Origin of the sequence: Methanolobus profundi (assembly GCF_900114835.1) — an archaeon.
GTDB classification, from domain to species: Archaea; Halobacteriota; Methanosarcinia; order Methanosarcinales; family Methanosarcinaceae; genus Methanolobus; species Methanolobus profundi.
In genome coordinates, this window is sequence record NZ_FOUJ01000002.1 from 94680 (window position 1) to 112399 (window position 17720).

The 17720-nt window shown below is 44.5% G+C and carries 21 protein-coding genes; 16 read left to right on the forward strand and 5 right to left on the reverse strand.

The window, feature by feature from the left end; translation table 11 throughout:
- Positions 1–32 precede the first annotated feature (32 nt).
- From BM008_RS05570 to BM008_RS05620, 11 genes are all read left to right on the forward strand, one after another.
- Positions 33–1064: a peptidase U32 family protein gene (locus BM008_RS05570; protein ID WP_091934526.1), complete on the forward strand. Its 1032-nt coding sequence runs from the start codon at positions 33–35 to the stop codon at positions 1062–1064.
- Entirely contained in the window at positions 1064–1450 is a 387-nt protein-coding gene (locus tag BM008_RS05575) for a DUF5402 family protein (RefSeq protein ID WP_091934529.1), read from the forward strand. The genes BM008_RS05570 and BM008_RS05575 overlap by 1 nt, the downstream gene beginning before the upstream one ends.
- A 256-nt stretch (positions 1451–1706) precedes the next feature.
- Complete coding sequence (gene mtrE / locus BM008_RS05580; RefSeq protein WP_091934532.1) at positions 1707–2621, forward strand: tetrahydromethanopterin S-methyltransferase subunit E; 915 nt, start codon at positions 1707–1709, stop codon at positions 2619–2621.
- 20 nt (positions 2622–2641) lie between these two features.
- Positions 2642–3337 carry a tetrahydromethanopterin S-methyltransferase subunit D gene (mtrD, locus tag BM008_RS05585; RefSeq protein ID WP_394328920.1) on the forward strand — a complete coding sequence of 232 codons (696 nt, stop codon included), beginning with the start codon at positions 2642–2644 and terminating at the stop codon, positions 3335–3337.
- A complete protein-coding gene (gene mtrC, locus BM008_RS05590; protein WP_091934537.1) occupies positions 3338–4147 on the forward strand; it encodes a tetrahydromethanopterin S-methyltransferase subunit MtrC in 810 nt (269 codons plus the stop codon).
- On the forward strand, positions 4144–4458 hold the full coding sequence (locus BM008_RS05595; RefSeq protein ID WP_091934540.1) for a tetrahydromethanopterin S-methyltransferase subunit B: 315 nt from the start codon (positions 4144–4146) through the stop codon (positions 4456–4458). Before mtrC ends, BM008_RS05595 begins: the two co-directional genes overlap by 4 nt.
- 1 nt (position 4459) lies before the next feature.
- Entirely contained in the window at positions 4460–5188 is a 729-nt protein-coding gene (gene mtrA / locus BM008_RS05600) for a tetrahydromethanopterin S-methyltransferase subunit A (RefSeq protein ID WP_091934543.1), read from the forward strand.
- Position 5189: 1 nt separating this feature from the next.
- Positions 5190–5417 (forward strand): tetrahydromethanopterin S-methyltransferase subunit F, encoded by a 228-nt coding sequence (locus tag BM008_RS05605; RefSeq protein WP_091934546.1) that lies wholly within the window; start codon positions 5190–5192, stop codon positions 5415–5417.
- 1 nt (position 5418) lies between these two features.
- Positions 5419–5652 (forward strand): tetrahydromethanopterin S-methyltransferase subunit MtrG, encoded by a 234-nt coding sequence (mtrG, locus tag BM008_RS05610; protein ID WP_091934549.1) that lies wholly within the window; start codon positions 5419–5421, stop codon positions 5650–5652.
- A gap of 17 nt (positions 5653–5669) precedes the next feature.
- Complete coding sequence (gene mtrH / locus BM008_RS05615; protein ID WP_091934551.1) at positions 5670–6626, forward strand: tetrahydromethanopterin S-methyltransferase subunit H; 957 nt, start codon at positions 5670–5672, stop codon at positions 6624–6626.
- Positions 6627–6868: 242 nt separating this feature from the next.
- Positions 6869–7435 carry a hypothetical protein gene (locus BM008_RS05620; protein ID WP_091934554.1) on the forward strand — a complete coding sequence of 189 codons (567 nt, stop codon included), beginning with the start codon at positions 6869–6871 and terminating at the stop codon, positions 7433–7435.
- Here BM008_RS05620 and BM008_RS05625 read toward each other — a convergent pair whose 3' ends face one another.
- The 4 genes from BM008_RS05625 to BM008_RS05640 form a co-directional block, all read right to left on the reverse strand.
- On the reverse strand, positions 7436–7714 hold the full coding sequence (locus BM008_RS05625) for a DUF1894 domain-containing protein (protein ID WP_091934557.1): 279 nt from the start codon (positions 7712–7714) through the stop codon (positions 7436–7438).
- 17 nt (positions 7715–7731) lie between these two features.
- On the reverse strand, positions 7732–8736 hold the full coding sequence (purM, locus tag BM008_RS05630) for a phosphoribosylformylglycinamidine cyclo-ligase (protein ID WP_091935581.1): 1005 nt from the start codon (positions 8734–8736) through the stop codon (positions 7732–7734).
- A gap of 13 nt (positions 8737–8749) precedes the next feature.
- Positions 8750–10144, reverse strand: coding sequence for an aspartate kinase (locus BM008_RS05635; protein WP_091934560.1), 1395 nt, complete (start codon positions 10142–10144; stop codon positions 8750–8752).
- 104 nt (positions 10145–10248) lie between these two features.
- Entirely contained in the window at positions 10249–11472 is a 1224-nt protein-coding gene (locus BM008_RS05640) for a hypothetical protein (protein ID WP_091934563.1), read from the reverse strand.
- Positions 11473–11582: 110 nt separating this feature from the next.
- On the opposite strand from BM008_RS05640, the gene BM008_RS05645 reads away from it, so the two are divergent.
- The 3 genes from BM008_RS05645 (at position 11583) to BM008_RS05655 (ending at position 14565) form a co-directional block, all read left to right on the forward strand.
- Complete coding sequence (locus BM008_RS05645; RefSeq protein WP_091934565.1) at positions 11583–12788, forward strand: cofactor-independent phosphoglycerate mutase; 1206 nt, start codon at positions 11583–11585, stop codon at positions 12786–12788.
- A 132-nt stretch (positions 12789–12920) separates the two neighbouring features.
- Complete coding sequence (locus BM008_RS05650; RefSeq protein ID WP_091934568.1) at positions 12921–13382, forward strand: Hsp20/alpha crystallin family protein; 462 nt, start codon at positions 12921–12923, stop codon at positions 13380–13382.
- Between the two features lie 424 nt (positions 13383–13806).
- The gene (locus BM008_RS05655) at positions 13807–14565 is read left to right on the forward strand and encodes a coenzyme F420-0:L-glutamate ligase (protein ID WP_394328913.1); all 759 of its coding nucleotides are present in this window, start codon (positions 13807–13809) and stop codon (positions 14563–14565) included.
- On the opposite strand, the gene BM008_RS05660 is transcribed toward BM008_RS05655, so the two are convergent.
- Positions 14551–15012, reverse strand: coding sequence for a deoxycytidylate deaminase (locus BM008_RS05660; protein WP_091934573.1), 462 nt, complete (start codon positions 15010–15012; stop codon positions 14551–14553). The genes BM008_RS05655 and BM008_RS05660 overlap by 15 nt on opposite strands.
- 111 nt (positions 15013–15123) lie before the next feature.
- Here BM008_RS05660 and BM008_RS05665 point away from each other — a divergent pair, with 111 nt between their 5' ends.
- Together BM008_RS05665 and BM008_RS05670 are read left to right on the forward strand one after the other, a co-directional pair.
- Positions 15124–16026: a protein translocase subunit SecF gene (locus BM008_RS05665; protein ID WP_091934575.1), complete on the forward strand. Its 903-nt coding sequence runs from the start codon at positions 15124–15126 to the stop codon at positions 16024–16026.
- Complete coding sequence (locus tag BM008_RS05670; protein ID WP_091934577.1) at positions 16023–17711, forward strand: preprotein translocase subunit SecD; 1689 nt, start codon at positions 16023–16025, stop codon at positions 17709–17711. The genes BM008_RS05665 and BM008_RS05670 overlap by 4 nt, the downstream gene beginning before the upstream one ends.
- Positions 17712–17720 lie beyond the last annotated feature (9 nt).

The window sequence follows — 17720 nt, forward strand, 5'->3', positions numbered from 1 at the left end:
ACTTATCTAAATTAAAGAGTACCAGCAAAGCGATGAAACTTTACGCTCCACACGTGGGACACCTTGAAGGACTGGAGGAGCTGCTTGCCGGTTCCAAAGATATCTACGGCATCTACATGGCGGGCACTCCAGACTATGTCGGTACCGGGAGGACCAATCTCAGTGCACCCGGACTGGAAGAGATAGCTGAACAGACCGAGTATGCCCACGATAAAGGCGTAAAGATGGAAGTGGTCCTGAACAGTTCCTGCATGGGTGGACAACACCTCACTGCAGAAGGATACAACAGGATCAACTGGTATTTTAGAGAGCTCAATAACATAGGAATTGATTCCATAACTGTTGCAGAGCCTTATTTTGTAGAAATGCTGGCAAAGGATTTCGACATGGAGGTCGTTGTATCTGTCCTTTCATTCGTGGATTCCCCACAAAAAGCTGAGTTCTATGAAGCACTTGGAGCAGATACTATAGTAATAGACCCGGTGGTCAACCGTGACTTCGATAAACTTGAAGCAATAAGGGATTCAGTATCAACTGACCTGAAACTGCTTGTGAACGAAGGATGCCTTTACCAGTGCCCATTCAGATATGCACATTTCAATTTCTTCTCCCATGCCAACGGACCGGGACCTAAACTGAACGTGCTTGATGACTACTACTATTATAAGTGCCTCTCTCTCAGGATAAGTGATCCACAACAACTCATCAAATCCCCGTGGATAAGACCTGAGGACCTCAAGGAGTACAAACACATAACAGATATCTTCAAGATAGGTGGAAGGACACATTTCCCCAATTGGATATTGAACAATGTGAAGGCATACGCCAATGAGTCATATGATGGAAACCTTATGGACCTGCTGGATTGTCCCAGAGACATAAGGGATCTTTTCAACATACCGAACAAAGAACTTGATGGTGCCATTTCCCAGTGGAAGCAATGTGGTAAAGTATGTAACAAATGCGGATACTGTAAGAGACTTGCAGAGAAGATAATAGAGGTCTACTCCACAGAGGATGGCAATAACGTGCTTAAGCCCCTAAAGACAGAAGGAGGACAATAATGACAATAACAGATACATTAGCAAAGAGCCGTGGTGACCTTGAGAACAAACTAAGGAACCTGCTGGCAAAACCGGTCTTCCTGATCGAACTTGATGCCTTTGCACTCCCATGCGGATGTAAAGGGGTCACAATAAACGCCAGAGGTATACAGTACGATGATATCGAGATATTCGAGGAACATGTCAATAAATATCTCAAAGAGACATCAGAGGATCTCGAAGTAGAGCCATCATTCCTTTTTGCAAGACTTGTCCCAGGTACGGCAGAAGTAGCCTCACTTAACAGCAGAATACTGTGTAACAGATGTTACATGGATTTTGCCAGAGGTACCGGCAAGATGCCAAGGCCGGATATATATATACTTAACTTTACACGCAGAGAGTAATACCTGTTTTTTCAATATTTTTTGAAATATATATTTTTAACGTTGGTCGCTATCGGATCTTTTCTCATATCAAAGGTTAAAAAACAACGCTTTTGATATGATCCATTCGAAAGCTTTAAGAAGTATTTAATATAATGCAAACCACCTGACGTTAGTCTACGCCATAGCAATTATGAAAATATATTCAAATGATCATTGTTGTAAATTTGGCAGATCTACGCTAATTTAATACAAATACAAAAAGGAGGAAATGTGAATGGAACCGCTCACAGGTATGGGCGTACTCGCACTTATGGGAGCAGCCGCAACTATTGCAGGTGCCTCTGAAGACCTTGAATCAGATGTAGGGTCACAGAGTAATCCGAACTCCCAGGTGCAGTTAGCGCCCCAGATGATGTATCCACACAGGATACACAGTAAAGCTGTTTCTGGAGAACCACCATCAAACGCACTTATGTGTGCTATCGGTGGAACAACCGCATCCGTACTTATCAGCACTGGTGCATCTGCTGTCCTTGCTCTCGCTATTGGAGCAATTGTCGCTGCAGCTATACACGGCACTTATTCAATTACTGCGTATATGGGCAGATCAGCAAGTCAGAAACGTTTCAAACAACCAGTTTATCTTGATGTAATTAGAAGTCACACACCAGTTATTATGGGGTATGCATTTATCACAACGATCTGTATCCTTGTGGTATCATATCTAATGGTAACCGCACTGGCTCACCCATTCCCACTGCCACTTCTGGCATTCATATGGGGAATCACTGTTGGTGCTATCGGTTCTTCAACCGGTGACGTACACTACGGTGCAGAAAGACAATTCCAGAACGTTGAATATGGATCAGGCCTTAACGCTGCAAACTCCGGTAATATCGTGAGAAAAGCAGAGTCTGGTCTGAGAAATGGTATTGACAACTCCTGGTTCTGCGCAAAATTCGGTGGACCTGTAACAGGTCTTGCTTTTGGAATGACCGTTTTCCTTAGTGGCTGGGTAACAGCTGTTTTCGATGCTACAAAAGGAGATGCGATCGGCTGGGTTTCAGTCATCGCTGGTGTAATTATTGTACTTATGCTTATATTGTGGAACAGGAACATTGAAGTCGCTGCTCGTGCTGCATATGGACCATACAAAGAGGACGAGGCAGAAGCAGAGGTGGCTGCATGATCGATATTGCAGGAATTTTAATGGCAAACATCGTCTACGTGATCCTTATCACATTAGGTGGAGTACTTATTTCATGGAGTGTCCACTTCGTACCAGTAGGTGGTGCTCCGGCAGCTATGGCTCAGGCAACAGGTATCGGAACAGGTACTGTGCAGCTTGCAGCTGGTGCAGGTCTTACAGGACTTGTAACAGCAGGTGCCATGATGCAGATCACAAACAACGCAGCACTCGTCCTTGCATCCGGCGCAGTCGGTGCAATGATCATGATGTCTGTGACAATGATAGTCGGAACATGGGTATACGCATATGGTGTCGGATGTCCTCCAGCATCAGCAAAAGTAAAGTACGACCCAATTACAAAGGACAGACAGGACCTCTATGTATCACAGGGTACTGAGGGACACGGACTTCCAACCGTCTCTTATGTAAGTGGTGTGATCGGTGGTGCCCTTGGTGGTATCGGTGGATCACTTGTATATTACGCTCTCATGAGCATTAATAACGGACTCGCACTTCCAGACCTTGTAGGTATGGCCAGTGTATTCGCAGTAGGTATCTTCTTTGTGAACGCGGTAATTCCATCATACAACATTGGAGGAACTATCGAAGGTTTCCACGACCCTAAGTTCAAGAGATTCCCTAAAGCAGTTCTCGCATCTCTTATAGCAACTTTCTTCTGCGCACTTATTAGCGTATTAGCGATCGGAGGTATGTAAATGTCAGCAGGTGGAAGTGGAGCAGCCGCAGAGGCAATTCCACAGAATAAGATCATAGCTTTCGGTGTTGTTGGCGGACTTATCGGAATATACGCAGCATATTTCCTTGTGGATATCGTTGGATCATACATGTCATTCATCGGTGCACTCGGTGCAATATGCGGTATGGTATGGGGCGCAGCATCAGTAAGAAGAGTAGCAAGCTACGGTCTTGGTACTGGTGTACCTTCAATTGGTATGCTGGCACTCGGTATGGGTGTACTTGCAGCAACATTCGGACTCGCTGTTGGTGGCGTCGCAGGACCTGTGATCGCACTTGTAACAGCAGCAATTATCGGTCTTATGATCGGTGTCCTCGCAAACAAGATCCTTAAGATGGGAATCCCTATCATGGAGATATCCATGACAGAGATCGCAACAGCTGGTACAATAACTATTATTGGACTTGCAATCGCAATGACAGGTACATTTGACTTCCCGGTCGTACTCAGTCAGGTAATTACCACAGGATACATTGCAGTGATCTTCATTGCAGGTGGACTTGCGATCCTTCACCCATTCAACGCATGCCTTGGTCCAGATGAGACACAGGACAGAACACTCATGTGTGCATTGGAAAAGGGTGCTATCGCAATGGTAGTTGCAGGAATTGTAGCAAGCATTAACGAAGGTGCATCTGGTGCACTCACGATCCTCATAGGACTTGCTATCTGGTACATAGGATTCAGCGGATACTATGAACGTGTAAAGAGAGATGCATATGCTGTTGTCGGAACAGGCCTTCTGCCTACAAAGGAGGAATTGGAATGAGCATGGTACATGTAGCCCCTGAGGCACACCTTGTACTGGATCCTCTTACATCTCTTCTCGCAGCAGAAAGAGAGGATATCATCCAGTATTCAATGGATCCTATAATGGAACAGCTCGATGAACTTGACAAAATAGCCGATGACCTCATCAACTCTCTGGCACCAAGCCAGCCACTTATGAATACCTTTGAAGGCCGTGAGCACACATCATACAGTGCAGGTTTCTATGGTAACACATTCTACGGAGTAATAGTAGGTCTTGGAGTTGCAGGACTTATGCTCCTGGTCATGAGCGCATTAGGAGTGATGTGAAATGGCAGATAAAAGAGAACCAGCAGTCGGATGGCCAATACTTAAAGGTGAATACGATGTTGGCGATGTCAACAACTGTGTTGCAGTTGTAACATGTGGTTCACACCTTGCAGCAGGCCCACAGTTGGATGCAGGCGCATGTCTGACAGGTCCATGTAAGACCGAGAACCTTGGTCTTGAAAAAGTAGTTGCTCACATAATATCAAACCCTAACATCAGATTCCTTCTTGTAACAGGTTCTGAAGTAAAGGGTCACATTACAGGTGAAGCAATTATCAAGATCCACGAGAATGGTGTCAAAGACAACAGGATCGTCGGTGCAACTGGTGCTATCCCTTATGTAGAGAACCTGTCAGAAGAAGCAATTGAAAGATTCCAGCAGCAGGTCGAATGTATCGATCTCATCGGTACAGAGGACATGGGTGCTATCACTGGAAAGATCAAGGAACTTGCAGGAAAGGACCCTGGAGCTTTCGATGCAGATGCAATGGTGCTTGAAGTAGGAGACGGTGCTGGAGAAGGAGAAGAAGAGGCCGGCGGACTTAAACCAATGGCAGCTGAGCTTGCAACCGTTAGAAGCAGAATACTGGCTATCAATAAGGAAATGATGGCTATCGGTAACCTTAACAAGTTCCACTCTGGTGTTCACGCAGGAAAGGTCGAAGGTATAATGATCGGTCTGGCAATAACACTGTCACTGCTTGGAATGCTGCTGTTCGGAGGTCAATAATATGGCAGAAGAAGAATATGGAAAAGGCGTACCAATGGTCATAACCCCACAGATGGGACCCATTGAAACCGTAGTTGAGGACATCCGTTACAGAGCCCAGCTTATCGCAAGGAACCAGAAACTTGATTCTGGTGTATCTGCAACAGGCGTATCAGGATTCATTGCAGGATTGGTATTCGCGATCGTAATGGTAGTTATCATCCCTATGTTCGTCTGGAAGGTGATGTAAAATGACCGACAGAAGTGACAGGGTACCAAGTGTGGTCACAGACCCGGAAGACTTTAACGCAGTACTTGAGAAACTCAATCTCATAGATGAGAAGGTCGAGTTCGTTAACAGTGAAATTGCACAGCGTATTGGTAAGAAAGTTGGAAGAGACATAGGAATACTTTACGGAGCTGTTGCCGGAATAATCATGTTCCTGCTTTACGTACTGTTCCTTGCACCTATGCTCGGTATTTAAACAAAGAGGTTATTCATATGTTCAAATTTGACAAGAAACAAGAGGTATACGATGTCGGCGGCGTCAAGTTCGGTGGCCAGCCAGGACAGTACCCTACCGTGCTTATAGGAACAATGTTCTATAACAGGCACAAGATCGTAACAGATGAAGACAAGGGTGTCTTCGATGTAGAGGCTGCAAACAAGTTATGGCAGGCAATGGTTGACATGGGCGAAGTCACTGGAAACCCAATAGTTAACCAGATCGTCGGAGAAACACCGGAAGCTATCAAGAAGTATATCGACTGGTTCATAGAAGTCGATGAAAAGACACCATTCCTTATCGACTCATCTGCAGGTGACGTACGTGCAGCTGCAGCAGAGTATGTAACAGAGATCGGTGTAGCTGACAGAGCTATCTACAACTCCATCAACGCAAGTGTCCATGCTGAAGAGATCGAAGCTATCAGGGACAGCGACATCAATGCATCCATTGTGCTTGCATTCAACGCAACTGACCCTAGCGTAAAAGGAAAGCTTGAGATCCTTGAGAACGGTGGTACCGGTCAGGAGAAAGGTATGCTCGAGATCGCAAAGGAATGTGGCATCACAAAGCCTTTGATCGACGTAGCAGCAACCCCACTGGGAGCAGGTTCCGGTGCATCCATGAGAGCAGTCATTGCGATCAAGGGACACCTCGGACTTCCTGTTGGTGGTGGATACCACAACATGGCATCCGCATGGGACTGGATGAAGGCATACAAAAAGCAGTTCGAAACCAGAGAAGAGAAGCAGGCAATTTACATGCCAGCTGATATCGGAACAAACCTTGTACCACAGGTACTTGGATCAAACTTCCAGCTCTTTGGTCCTATCGAGAACACTGACAAAGTATTCCCTGCAACAGCAATGGTTGACATTATGCTTGCAGAGACTGCAAAGGAACTCGGCCTTGAGATCATGGACGAGAACCACCCTATCAACAAGCTGGTATAAGCCAGCTTTCTTTTTTTCTTTTTTAAATGCTTGTAAAAAAAGAGCCGCAGGCATGGTCAGGAGCCCCCACTCCCCAACCTGCTACACATGTACATAAATAGTACATATGAACACCAAATATACTGTTGAACATTATAACATATAAATTGTCAGAAGTACTGCAACATAATGCCAGTAGTCAAATAATAGTAACTGTCATATCAGCAGCAAATTAATTAAAGAAAAAAATACTATCAGCTAACATGACCGAGGCAATGCTTATATGGGACACTCCTTTGTTGTTCGAGAAACTCTTCAAAGAGCATGATATCAAATGCCAGAGAATAGTATCCGATTCAATAGGCACACCTTTTATCCCACCATGCAAATGCGTGGTCATCCCAACAGGTTTTGCCAACAAAGCATACACTAAGATCCTCCCAGGAATTGAGAGAAATGCAAAGAGCCTCGAGAAGTTCGTGCGCTCAGGTGGCAACCTTATGGTGTTTGGTCCAATGGTCCCGGAATATAAGTACAACTGGCTCCCAATGGAACTTGAATACAAACAGGAACAGCAGGTAACCACCATATGCATGGCACAGGACCATGAAGCACAATGTCTTGTAGAAGATACATGCTCTGAGGTCGAATTCGATGGTTATTTCTCAAAGACAGATGGAGAAGTGGTTTTCAGAAGTGACGAGGGAAAACCGCTCATGGTAGTCAAAGAACTGGGAGAAGGCAGGATAATTGCTACAACCATCCATGAATTCCCATCTGGCAGATTCCTTAAATGGATAAATGATACTGCAAAAAAAAGTAAATTATAATTAATTACCAAAATCAGTCTTAAGTTGCTCTACAATATCTGCAGCATCAGGGACCCTGAGAACAAAAAGACCAAAACATGGCTTGATGAACTGGAAGAATACCTCATCTCCCTTCACACCTACGGGGACATTATCCCCCATAAGAGCTACACCACGTAGTCGGTAACCACCGATCACGTGATACACCTTATCAGACTTTTCCTGTATGAGAGCCTCGCACTGAGCAGGAGTCGCTCCTTTCAACAGGATCTCAAAGGGAATGTCATTGATACAAGCCATGATAATACCGTTATAAATTATTCAACTATTACAAGGTCCTTGACCTTTATGCCTTTTTCCACAATGCGACCTACTATCTTACCGCCGGTCATACTGGCAGCTTTTTCAGCCTGGTCCTCTGGAAGAATGACAACAAATCCCATTCCCATGTTGAATGTCCTGAACATCTCAAGGTCAGCCACGTTACCTTCTTCCTGAAGGAACTTGAAAATGGCATTTGGCTCGATAGGATCATAGAAATCGAAACCAAGTGAGGTGACCCTCTTGAGTTTCAGAAGTCCACTGCCTGTTATGTGTGCAAGTCCATGGACATCACATTCCTTGATGACATCAAGAACCTCCATGTATATCCTTGTTGGGATCAGAAGTTCATCTCCGATGGTTGTTGACTCATCATAAGGGAACTTATCATGATAGGAATAGGATGACTGTTCGATGATATTTCTCACAAGGGTATAACCGTTACTGTGAACACTGTCAGCAGGAATACCTACGATAGCATCACCCAGCTGAACGTCCTCTCCTGTAATGATCATATCCTTTTTGACCATTCCAAGACAGGTTCCAGCGAGATCAAAACCCTTCACAATATCAGGAAGTGTTGCAGTTTCCCCACCTACAATGGACATGCGGGATATCTCGGCACCTTTTCTAAGGCCTTCCCCTATCTGGGCAGCAAAGTCTTCGTCATGCTTTTCAAGAGCAAGATAATCTACAAATGATATAGGCTCAGCACCGATAGCAAGCAGGTCATTGACGTTCATTGCGATACAGTCGATACCTACTGTGTTCCAGCGCTTCATCTCATTTGCGATCAGGACCTTGGAACCAACACCATCTGTTGCAAGAGCAAGTGCATACTCACCAAAATCGATGAGCCCTGCATAGTGACCGATACCGGTCAGCGGAGCACCCAGACCTTCACGCTTGTAGTCCATACTCTTTGTAAGAGCCTTTATGGTCTCTTCTTCCTTTTCGATGTCAACACCGGATTCTGCATACGTAAGGTGCTTGTCTTTCATTGGGATCCCTGCATTATTTATCAAGTTCAAATTCACTGTGTAAGGTCTTAACAGCATCGAGTGCTTCCTTTGAACTAACTACAAAGGAGATATTGTGCTGTGATGAACCCTGACTTATCATAATAATATTGATTCCGGCCCTTCCAAGGGAATAGAATACTTTTCCTGCGACCCCTGGAATACCATCCATTCCTGCACCGACAACTGCGACAACACATACATCGCGGTCGTAGGCAACATCACCAACCACATTGGTGGTGAACTCTGACCTTACGGCTGCTACTGCCGCCTCAAGATGGTCCTCATTGACCACAAGGGACATATTAGCTTCGGACGAGCCCTGGCTGATCATAATAATATTGACACCTGCATTGGCAAGTGTAGAAAATACTCTCGCTGCTGTTCCAATGGCTCCTACCATTCCAGCTCCGGATATATTGATAAGGGCAACTTTGTTGATGAGCGTTACCGCCTTGACAACATCCTGTATCTGCTGCTGTTCTGCAACTATAAGAGTACCGGGGAATTCAGGCTCAAAAGTGTTCTTCACACGCACAGGGATCTTATGCCTGATAGCAGGCTCAATGGTCCTTGGATGAAGTACCTTGGCTCCGAAGTATGAGAGCTCCATAGCCTCGATATATGATATCTGAGGAATAGGTCTTGATTCCGGCACGATCTTTGGATCGGTGGTCATGATACCGTGGACCTCTTTCCACAGCCATATCTCATCAGCTTCTATTGAAGCCCCTATTATAGATGCTGAGAAGTCAGAACCTCCACGACCAAGGGTCGTGATGATGGACTGCTTGTTCTGAGCAATGAAACCTGTGACAACAGGAATATGATCGGATATAATTGGACAGAGCCTTTCATGTACCTGAGAGTAGCTGTCCTCAAGTGGCTTTGCATCGCCATAATTGGAGTCGGTAACAATACCAGCTTCCCCACCAGTGAAAGCCACTGAAGGAGTGCCGAGGGAGCGGATAGAACCGCTTACAATAGGTGCAGCAAGACGCTCACCATATGAAGAGATGTAATCAATGGAACGGTTGGTCAGTTCACCGAGATAACAGATACCTATCAGAGCCTTTTCAAGTTCATCGACCCTGCTGTCTATTACTTCTACACACTCTGACCTTATTTCCTCATCATAGATAGCAATATTGATCGCATCATAGTGTTTTTTAGTTAGGTCGGCTATGAATTCCTTGACCTGTGTCACTTTACCATTCCGGGATACCTCTTTTGCAGTACCCAACAGGCCATCTGTGACACCTCCGAGTGCAGAGGTCACTGCTACAAGTTCATTTCCATTCATATGGTACTGCCTTACAAGCTCTGCCACATGACGGATCTTTTCGCCGTTTTCCACGGAAGTCCCGCCGAACTTCATTACGATTCTCATGATACAACCACGTTTAGTTTGTCAGCTAATGACGTGTATAAACAGTGCAGACTAATATAAAGATTATGTGTAAAACAAAATACAAAGTTCAGAAAAATACAATATCATCTGAACTTCTTGAAGAACATGAAGAATAATATGAATACACCTGCAGTTATAATGAAAGATACAGCATTTGAAATACTTGAACCTGAAGGCAGTGACGGAACAGACAGACTGGAAGAATCATTCCCAGATGAACTATTATCCTTACTCAGGCTTTCCGCAGCAGAACTGGCAAATCCTGCCAGGGATTCTGTTATATTTTCCTTTATGTTAACAGATACTGAGAACTCCTCTGAATAGGATATGAAATCATCGTCATCGTCCATCATTATCAATGTTGCTTTGTGCACACCTGCACCCAGTTCATCGGTGACCGCTTTGTAGACACCTGCATCTACATCCTTTCGCGTATCGATAACATCACCGTCAACAAGTATACGGACCTCTGAAAAAGAATCATCCACATAATAATTGATAATAGCTGCCCTGCCTGCCTTTAAGCCCCCATCCACCGGAGACTCAACATCGATATCCACCTCATCAGGGACTTCATCATCGTTATCAGAGGTAGTGCTTTGTTTGAGAGAGACATGTTTGAGGAAGACTGTGACCTCATCATCTGATTCAAAGAAAGTCTCTAAATAGGCCAGGAAAATAACATCCGGCTGTTCATCAGAGTAAACCGTATAGTAGAAGTAGTTCTCCTCCTCCAGATCATCCTGTTTCAGTAACCCACCATTCAGCCTGAGTTCCAGAGAGATCTCACCATCTTCCACGTCCATGACCTTAAGAGTATAAAGCCCTGCAAGCTCAAGCTCAGAGTCATCATCAAAGGAAAAGCTCTTGTCCAGTATCAGATAGTCACCAACATCTTCCATGGGATCAAGATACTGCTCTATGTAGACAGTCGAACGATAAACATCATCAGACTCTTTTACAGAACCCTTTGGAGTTATACGAAGAATGAAATAGTCAATTTCATCTTCATCATCCTCGTCCTCTACCACAGTCCGCACATATTCAAGTGGCTCATCCTCTTTTGCAAGAGTATCATCTAGGTCGATCTCTTCACCATTAAGGTAGAGCTCTATCATGATAGCACCGCTCCTGGTGTTCATATCCACTACCTTGAAGGAATAACCCTGCTCAAGGAAGAGCTCATCACCCACAGCTACAGCAGGTTCCGAATAATGTATCATTGCCTCTGTTCTCACACCTGCAGCAGGGGAGATACACAGAACAAACAGACAAACACAGACGATTACAAAATGTATATATTTCATCGAAACCTCACATCATAGGACCGGTTAAAAATGACAGGATGCTATGCTACTTCGCAAGCATTATTAATGTCTTATGGTTTTTATTGATTTCTATTAATATAGGTGAAAATATGAAATATGTGGTACTTATCGGAGATGGCATGGCAGATGAGCCTCTTGAAGAGATAGGAGGTATGACGGTCCTCCAGAAAGCCAACACATCCAACATGGATTACATCACAACTTACGGAAGGGCAGGACTTGCACAGACCGTTCCCGAAGGATTAGCTCCTGGAAGTGATGTAGCCAATATGTCCATTGTAGGTTATGACCCTAAGAAGTACTACTCGGGAAGAGCTCCGCTTGAAGCTGCAAGCATGGGCGTGGAACTCGAAAAAGATGATGTTGCGTTCCGATGCAACCTGATAACCATCAAAGATGACCTGATAACCGACTACAGTTCAGGCCATATAACCAATAATGAAGCAAAGGAGATCATTGAGACAGTAGATGCTGAACTCGGTGATGAAAGGTTCAGTTTCCATCCGGGGATCAGTTACAGACATCTTATGGTCTCAAAGAATTCCCTCGGAGCAAATACAGAATGTGTTCCACCACATGATGTGATCGATGAGAACAGACATGAGCATATGCCAAAAGGAGAGGACAGCGAGGTTATCTCCGAACTCATAGAAAGTTCAATGAAGATCCTCGCAGACCATCCGGTCAACAACAAGAGGATCGCAGAAGGAAAGAATCCCGGCAATTCCATCTGGCTCTGGGGACAGGGTTTTGCCCCTGCATTCACAGCATTTGGCGAACTTTACGGACTCCGTGGCGCTATCATCTCAGCAGTGGACCTTGTGAAGGGAATAGGCATCTATGCAGGACTGGATGTAATAGAAGTACCAGGAGCAACAGGATACCTTGATACCAATTACATCGGCAAGGCAGAATATGCCATGGAAGCACTCAAGGACCATGATTTTGTCTTTGTGCATGTTGAAGCACCTGATGAGGCAGGCCATATGGGCGATATGAACGCCAAGATACAGGCTATCGAGGATTTCGATGAGAAGGTCGTTGGCACTGTTCTCAAAGCAGCAAAAGAGATGGATGATGACGTTACCATAATGGTACTTCCTGACCATCCGACACCTATTGCATTAAGGACACATACATCTGTGCCCATACCTGTAGCCATATACTGCACCTCAGAAGAGAATGCAGATGAGGCAGATGCCTTTAACGAGGAATCTGTGAAGAAAGGTGCTCTTGGAACAGTGTATGCAGCAGACCTTGTTGGAATGCTGATCAATAACAAGTGGACAATATAGGTCCACTGATTCCTTTTTTTGAGCGCTGTTCAGACTCACCATATATAAATAGAACAACGCACATAACTAATAATTAGTGGGAATATCCAATATTTGAGATAGTTCCAACTATATACCACAGGAGTGAGGTAAATGAAGTTTGGATTAACACCATGGAGGCCATCTTCGGCTTCGAGATGGGACCCCTTTGATGAAATGAGGCACATGCAGGAACGCCTCTACAATATGTTCGGGGATGAAAGTTCTCCATCAGAGATGATGGATATGGATACACTCTCCCCTCTTGTAGACATAGAGGAAAAGGATGACAAGATAGTTGTCACTACAGACCTCCCTGGAGTCAGCAAGGATGATATCAACATAGATATCAAGAACGACAGGGTATGGATCAGTGCAAACACACATAAAGAATCCAAAGAAGAGCAGGAAGGATACCTTATGCGTGAACGTACCTACAGCAGATTTGCACGTGCATTCAATCTGCCATCATCGGTCGATGAGGATGCAGCAAGTGCAAAACTTGAAGATGGTGTACTGACCATAACAATTCCAAAAGCAGAGATCGAAGAAAAGCACAGGATAATGATCGAGTAGAACCTGTTTTCAATTAACGTCCAAAAGGACGTTACTATCTTTTTATTACCCGTCATTGCTATTTGCGGCATCAGTTAGAGATATCATCATCCTTTGCTCAGTCGGGGTAACTGTCATCATCGCCGCAGGAAATACTATGCAAATATAGTATATTATTCTTCTTCACAGGAACCATACAATACAAGCTTGCTAACCACATACATGCACTTTACAAAAAACAGGAGGGGAGGCAAACTTTAGGCATACTCAATTATGGTTTCAATGTTATTACTGATCGGTTGGTTAAAGTATAAACTGCTGAAACTTTATATTTGCCTCGAACACCCGCTCCCTTATATATAATGTTGGATTTCACCATACTTAAGATCAACTCTTTGATCCAGCCAATATCAAGATAATAACACATATCCTCGGAGGGTCCTGATTGAAAATGAATGCATTCACTGTTGAGAACATCCCCATGATAAAAGAAGGGGATGATATCGCATCGTTCATCTGTGAAAGAACAGACATAGAGAATAATGATATCGTAGTCATTGCCTCCACAATAGTCTCAAAAGCAGAAGGAAGGATGTTCAGACTTGAAGATTTGGTAGCAACAGAAGATGCAAAACGGATAGCAGATAAACTTCGACTTGATCCCAGATTCGTACAGGCAGTTCTTGACCGCAGCCACGAAGTACTTGTAGAGTTCCCGATCCTCCTGGTTGAAACTGACAACGGACATGTCTGTATCAAAGCGGGAATAGATGACTCAAATGTGGATGAAGGCTATCTTGCAGACCTCCCTACTGACCCGGACAAAAGTGCAGGGGACATAGGAGAGAGAATTGAAGAGATCACCGGCAAGAATATCAGTGTGATAGTCACCGACACCAACGGCAGAGCATTCAAGATCGGACAGACCGGTATTGCTGTGGGCGTATACCAGATCCACCCCATCAGGAACTGGAAAGGAGAGAAAGACCTTTTCGGTAACATACTGGAGGTCACAGAGGAAGCCATAGCTGACGAGATAGCAGGAGCTGCAAACCTCCTTATGGGTGAAGGGGACGGTGGATACCCTGTTGTTATTGTAAGAGGACTTGAACTAAGGTCGCAAGAAGGTTCAATAAAAGAGATGTACCGCAGTGAGCGGGAAGATATAATAAAAAAAGGACTTCGCTCTTTAAGCAAAGTCTGATATCTCGAGATTTACTACCTCAACACCTGATTCCGAGAAGAAATCCAGTGCATCAGTATCAGGATAAGGTTGAATATAAACAACCCTTTTGATATTGGAATTGATTATCATCTTGGCACACAGGATGCATGGCTGGTGGGTACAGTAAACTGTCGCGCCATCCGTGCTCACACCATGAAGTGCAGCCTGGATTATAGCATTTTGTTCTGCATGGACCGCACGGCATTTCTCGTGGTGGGTCCCTGAAGCGATATTATTCTGCTGTCTGATACAACCTATATCGAGACAATGTTCCATGTGTCTCGGTGCACCATTATAACCGGTGGAAAGTATACGTTTATCCCTGGCGATCACGGCGCCTACTTTATTTCTAAGACATGTGGAGCGCTTGGCCACAACTGTAGCGATCTCAAGCAAATATTCATCTATACTTGGCCTGTCAGTCATTGCTTAAGAGAAGCAGTAAGTGGTATATATAAGTTATAGTGTAAGAGTGTATTCATCAATTCAATAATTTGTAGCCGGAATTGAGAACTTATTATTCTGGAGTATAGAAGCATGGAAGTCGGTTTGACTGAACGTTTAGATTCTTTTGTTAGAAAACATAACGATCGTCAGCTTGCAGCTGTCCCTATTGCAATATTTGTGATATCCCTGTTGATACTTGCATTTGTCTTTGCAACTAGCGGTGCACCTGTAAAGCTTGGAATGGAATTCAAAGGCGGGACAATGGTCTCTGTGGCAACTGAAGAAAGTGTGTCATTCATTGAGCAGAAGTATACAGATTACCCGATAACAGACGTCAGACAGGCCGGATCAAGAGTTATTATACAGTTCGGACCTATGAACGATGAACTGCAACAGGAACTGGTAACTGATGTGATAGATTCCTACGAGAGCGTAGAGATAAGCCAGATAGGACCCGTATACGGAGAAAGCCTTCAGAAACAGGCTGTCAAAGCAGTTATCATATCATTCATTGGAATGGCAATAGTGGTCTTTTTGATATTCAAGACATTCGTGCCATCACTTGCAGTAGTAGTATCAGCATTATCGGACATTGTTATCGCAGCCGCATTCATGAACATCGTTGGTATCGAACTGTCCCTGGGAACCGTAGCAGCACTTTTGATGCTCATTGGTTATTCCGTTGACAGCGATATATTGCTCACTACAAGAGTGCTCAAAAGACGTGGAAGCCCTCAGGAGAATATTACCAATGCGATGCATACAGGAGTGACAATGACCACAACGACCCTTGCGGCACTTGTGGTGATGTACCTGGTATCTACATACGCATATTTACTTAGCTCATCTCTTTCACAGATCACCCTTCTATCGAACATATCCATTGTCCTTATCTTTGGACTGGTAGCGGATATGATGAACACCTGGATGCTTAACACATCCATACTCAGATGGCATGTTACAAGCGTCGGTACAAGGAGGCGCAAAGCATGAGAGATGATGAGAAACAGAGTATTTTCAAGGACATAAGAGTGATAGTCTTCATCCTTGCGATCCTTGGCTCTATTATATTCATACACCCGGGGTATTCTTCTGAAGAAGGATTCACCACGAATCTCAACTATGGACTTGACCTTGAAGGAGGATCATGGCTCCAGTTGAAACTGCAGGGCGCAGTTGCCCAGCTTGATGCGGAAAGTGGCCTTCTGGTAAAGGAGATCGTCAATATCAATCTTGCACAGGATGTTGAGATAGCATCTGTTGATGAGACCGACGATGACATTGCTGTGACCTTCACATCAGAACAGATACTTACAAATAATCAGATGGACCAGCTTGGCCTTGGCCAGACGACCATCTCACGAAGCAATAACGTCACAACAGTGATACTACACTCCTCTAAGGAGACTCTTATAAGTACATATATCGGTGACTCACTTAAAGCCGAGGTACTGCCTACACTCATATCAGACGGAGTGGAATACGAGATTAGAACTGCCATTACAGAAGAAGAACTTGAAGAGCTTATGGCAAAGGTCGGCGGATCAATAGTCACTGATCTCAATGGTAATGCGATCTACAAGGAAGGGGTCACCACTGAGACAAGGGATATGACAAAAGATATCCTCAGTGACAAGCTCAATTCCCTCGGCCTTAAGGACATACCCGTGAAAACAGTAGGTGATGATTACATACTCATTGACTTTGCAGGCATAGACCTTGCAACGGCCAAGAACATCGCTGAGAAGCCAGGTAAGTTCGAGATAAGGATCATAACACAGGGTAACGAGTCAGAACATGTCCTCTACGGTGATGAGATCGAATCTGTCAGCATTGTAGGATATCAGGAAGATGGCGGACAATGGTACGTACCTTTTACACTTACAGACGAAGGAGCCCTTGCACTTCAGAGAGTTGCTATCGAGACAGGTGCAACACAGGACCCAATGTCACATAACCTTGTGATGTATCTTGATGAGAATGAGGTATACAGTGCACCTCTTAGTTACTCTGCAGCTGAAAGGCTTGCAACTACACCCATATACTCATGGCAGGCATCCACCGGCCCTGACGATGATAGCAAAGCACAGGCTGAAGAACTACAGATCCACTTGCGTGCAGGTGCATTACCTGTAAATGTAGAACTTATGGGATCAGGACATGTTGATGCTACCCTTGGACAGCAGTTCAAGACACAGGCAGTTATCGCAGGTCTTCTTGCGCTGCTTGCTGTTGCCTTTGTGATATTCAGTAAATACCACAAACCAGCGATCCTCATACCAATGGTAGGAACCTCTATCAGTGAAGTAATAATGATACTGGGTTTCGCAGCCGCGATCGGATGGCAACTTGACCTTGCAAGTATTGCAGGTATCATCGCTGCCATAGGAACAGGTATCGATCACCTTGTGATCATTACAGATGAGGTACTATACGAAGGAAAGCTGCCTCCAAGAAAGGTATATCTTTCAAGGATAACAAAAGCATTCGGTATAATATTTGCAGCATCAGCAACAACTATAATCGCAATGTCACCACTGGTGGTCATGGGATTCGGAGCCCTTAAGGGATTCGCAATAACAACCATCGTAGGTGTGCTTATAGGAATACTGATCGCAAGACCAGTGTACGGAAAAGTGATCCATGAAGTACTTGCAGCAGAAGCTGCAGAAGAATAAGAGAAGGAA

What these genes read in the sequence shown, in the direction of transcription:
- purM (WP_091935581.1), bottom strand. Translation starts at nt 8,736, where the DNA reads ATGAAAGACAAGCACCTTACGTATGCAGAATCCGGTGTTGACATCGAA.
- BM008_RS05605 (WP_091934546.1), top strand. Translation starts at nt 5,190, where the DNA reads ATGGCAGAAGAAGAATATGGAAAAGGCGTACCAATGGTCATAACCCCA.
- BM008_RS05595 (WP_091934540.1), top strand. Translation starts at nt 4,144, where the DNA reads ATGAGCATGGTACATGTAGCCCCTGAGGCACACCTTGTACTGGATCCT.
- mtrD (WP_394328920.1), top strand. Translation starts at nt 2,642, where the DNA reads ATGGCAAACATCGTCTACGTGATCCTTATCACATTAGGTGGAGTACTT.
- BM008_RS05625 (WP_091934557.1), bottom strand. Translation starts at nt 7,714, where the DNA reads ATGGCTTGTATCAATGACATTCCCTTTGAGATCCTGTTGAAAGGAGCG.
- BM008_RS05635 (WP_091934560.1), bottom strand. Translation starts at nt 10,144, where the DNA reads ATGAGAATCGTAATGAAGTTCGGCGGGACTTCCGTGGAAAACGGCGAA.
- BM008_RS05575 (WP_091934529.1), top strand. Translation starts at nt 1,064, where the DNA reads ATGACAATAACAGATACATTAGCAAAGAGCCGTGGTGACCTTGAGAAC.
- BM008_RS05660 (WP_091934573.1), bottom strand. Translation starts at nt 15,012, where the DNA reads ATGACTGACAGGCCAAGTATAGATGAATATTTGCTTGAGATCGCTACA.
- mtrC (WP_091934537.1), top strand. Translation starts at nt 3,338, where the DNA reads ATGTCAGCAGGTGGAAGTGGAGCAGCCGCAGAGGCAATTCCACAGAAT.
- mtrA (WP_091934543.1), top strand. Translation starts at nt 4,460, where the DNA reads ATGGCAGATAAAAGAGAACCAGCAGTCGGATGGCCAATACTTAAAGGT.
- BM008_RS05620 (WP_091934554.1), top strand. Translation starts at nt 6,869, where the DNA reads ATGACCGAGGCAATGCTTATATGGGACACTCCTTTGTTGTTCGAGAAA.
- mtrH (WP_091934551.1), top strand. Translation starts at nt 5,670, where the DNA reads ATGTTCAAATTTGACAAGAAACAAGAGGTATACGATGTCGGCGGCGTC.
- BM008_RS05650 (WP_091934568.1), top strand. Translation starts at nt 12,921, where the DNA reads ATGAAGTTTGGATTAACACCATGGAGGCCATCTTCGGCTTCGAGATGG.
- BM008_RS05640 (WP_091934563.1), bottom strand. Translation starts at nt 11,472, where the DNA reads ATGAAATATATACATTTTGTAATCGTCTGTGTTTGTCTGTTTGTTCTG.
- BM008_RS05665 (WP_091934575.1), top strand. Translation starts at nt 15,124, where the DNA reads ATGGAAGTCGGTTTGACTGAACGTTTAGATTCTTTTGTTAGAAAACAT.
- BM008_RS05570 (WP_091934526.1), top strand. Translation starts at nt 33, where the DNA reads ATGAAACTTTACGCTCCACACGTGGGACACCTTGAAGGACTGGAGGAG.
- mtrG (WP_091934549.1), top strand. Translation starts at nt 5,419, where the DNA reads ATGACCGACAGAAGTGACAGGGTACCAAGTGTGGTCACAGACCCGGAA.
- mtrE (WP_091934532.1), top strand. Translation starts at nt 1,707, where the DNA reads ATGGAACCGCTCACAGGTATGGGCGTACTCGCACTTATGGGAGCAGCC.
- BM008_RS05670 (WP_091934577.1), top strand. Translation starts at nt 16,023, where the DNA reads ATGAGAGATGATGAGAAACAGAGTATTTTCAAGGACATAAGAGTGATA.
- BM008_RS05645 (WP_091934565.1), top strand. Translation starts at nt 11,583, where the DNA reads ATGAAATATGTGGTACTTATCGGAGATGGCATGGCAGATGAGCCTCTT.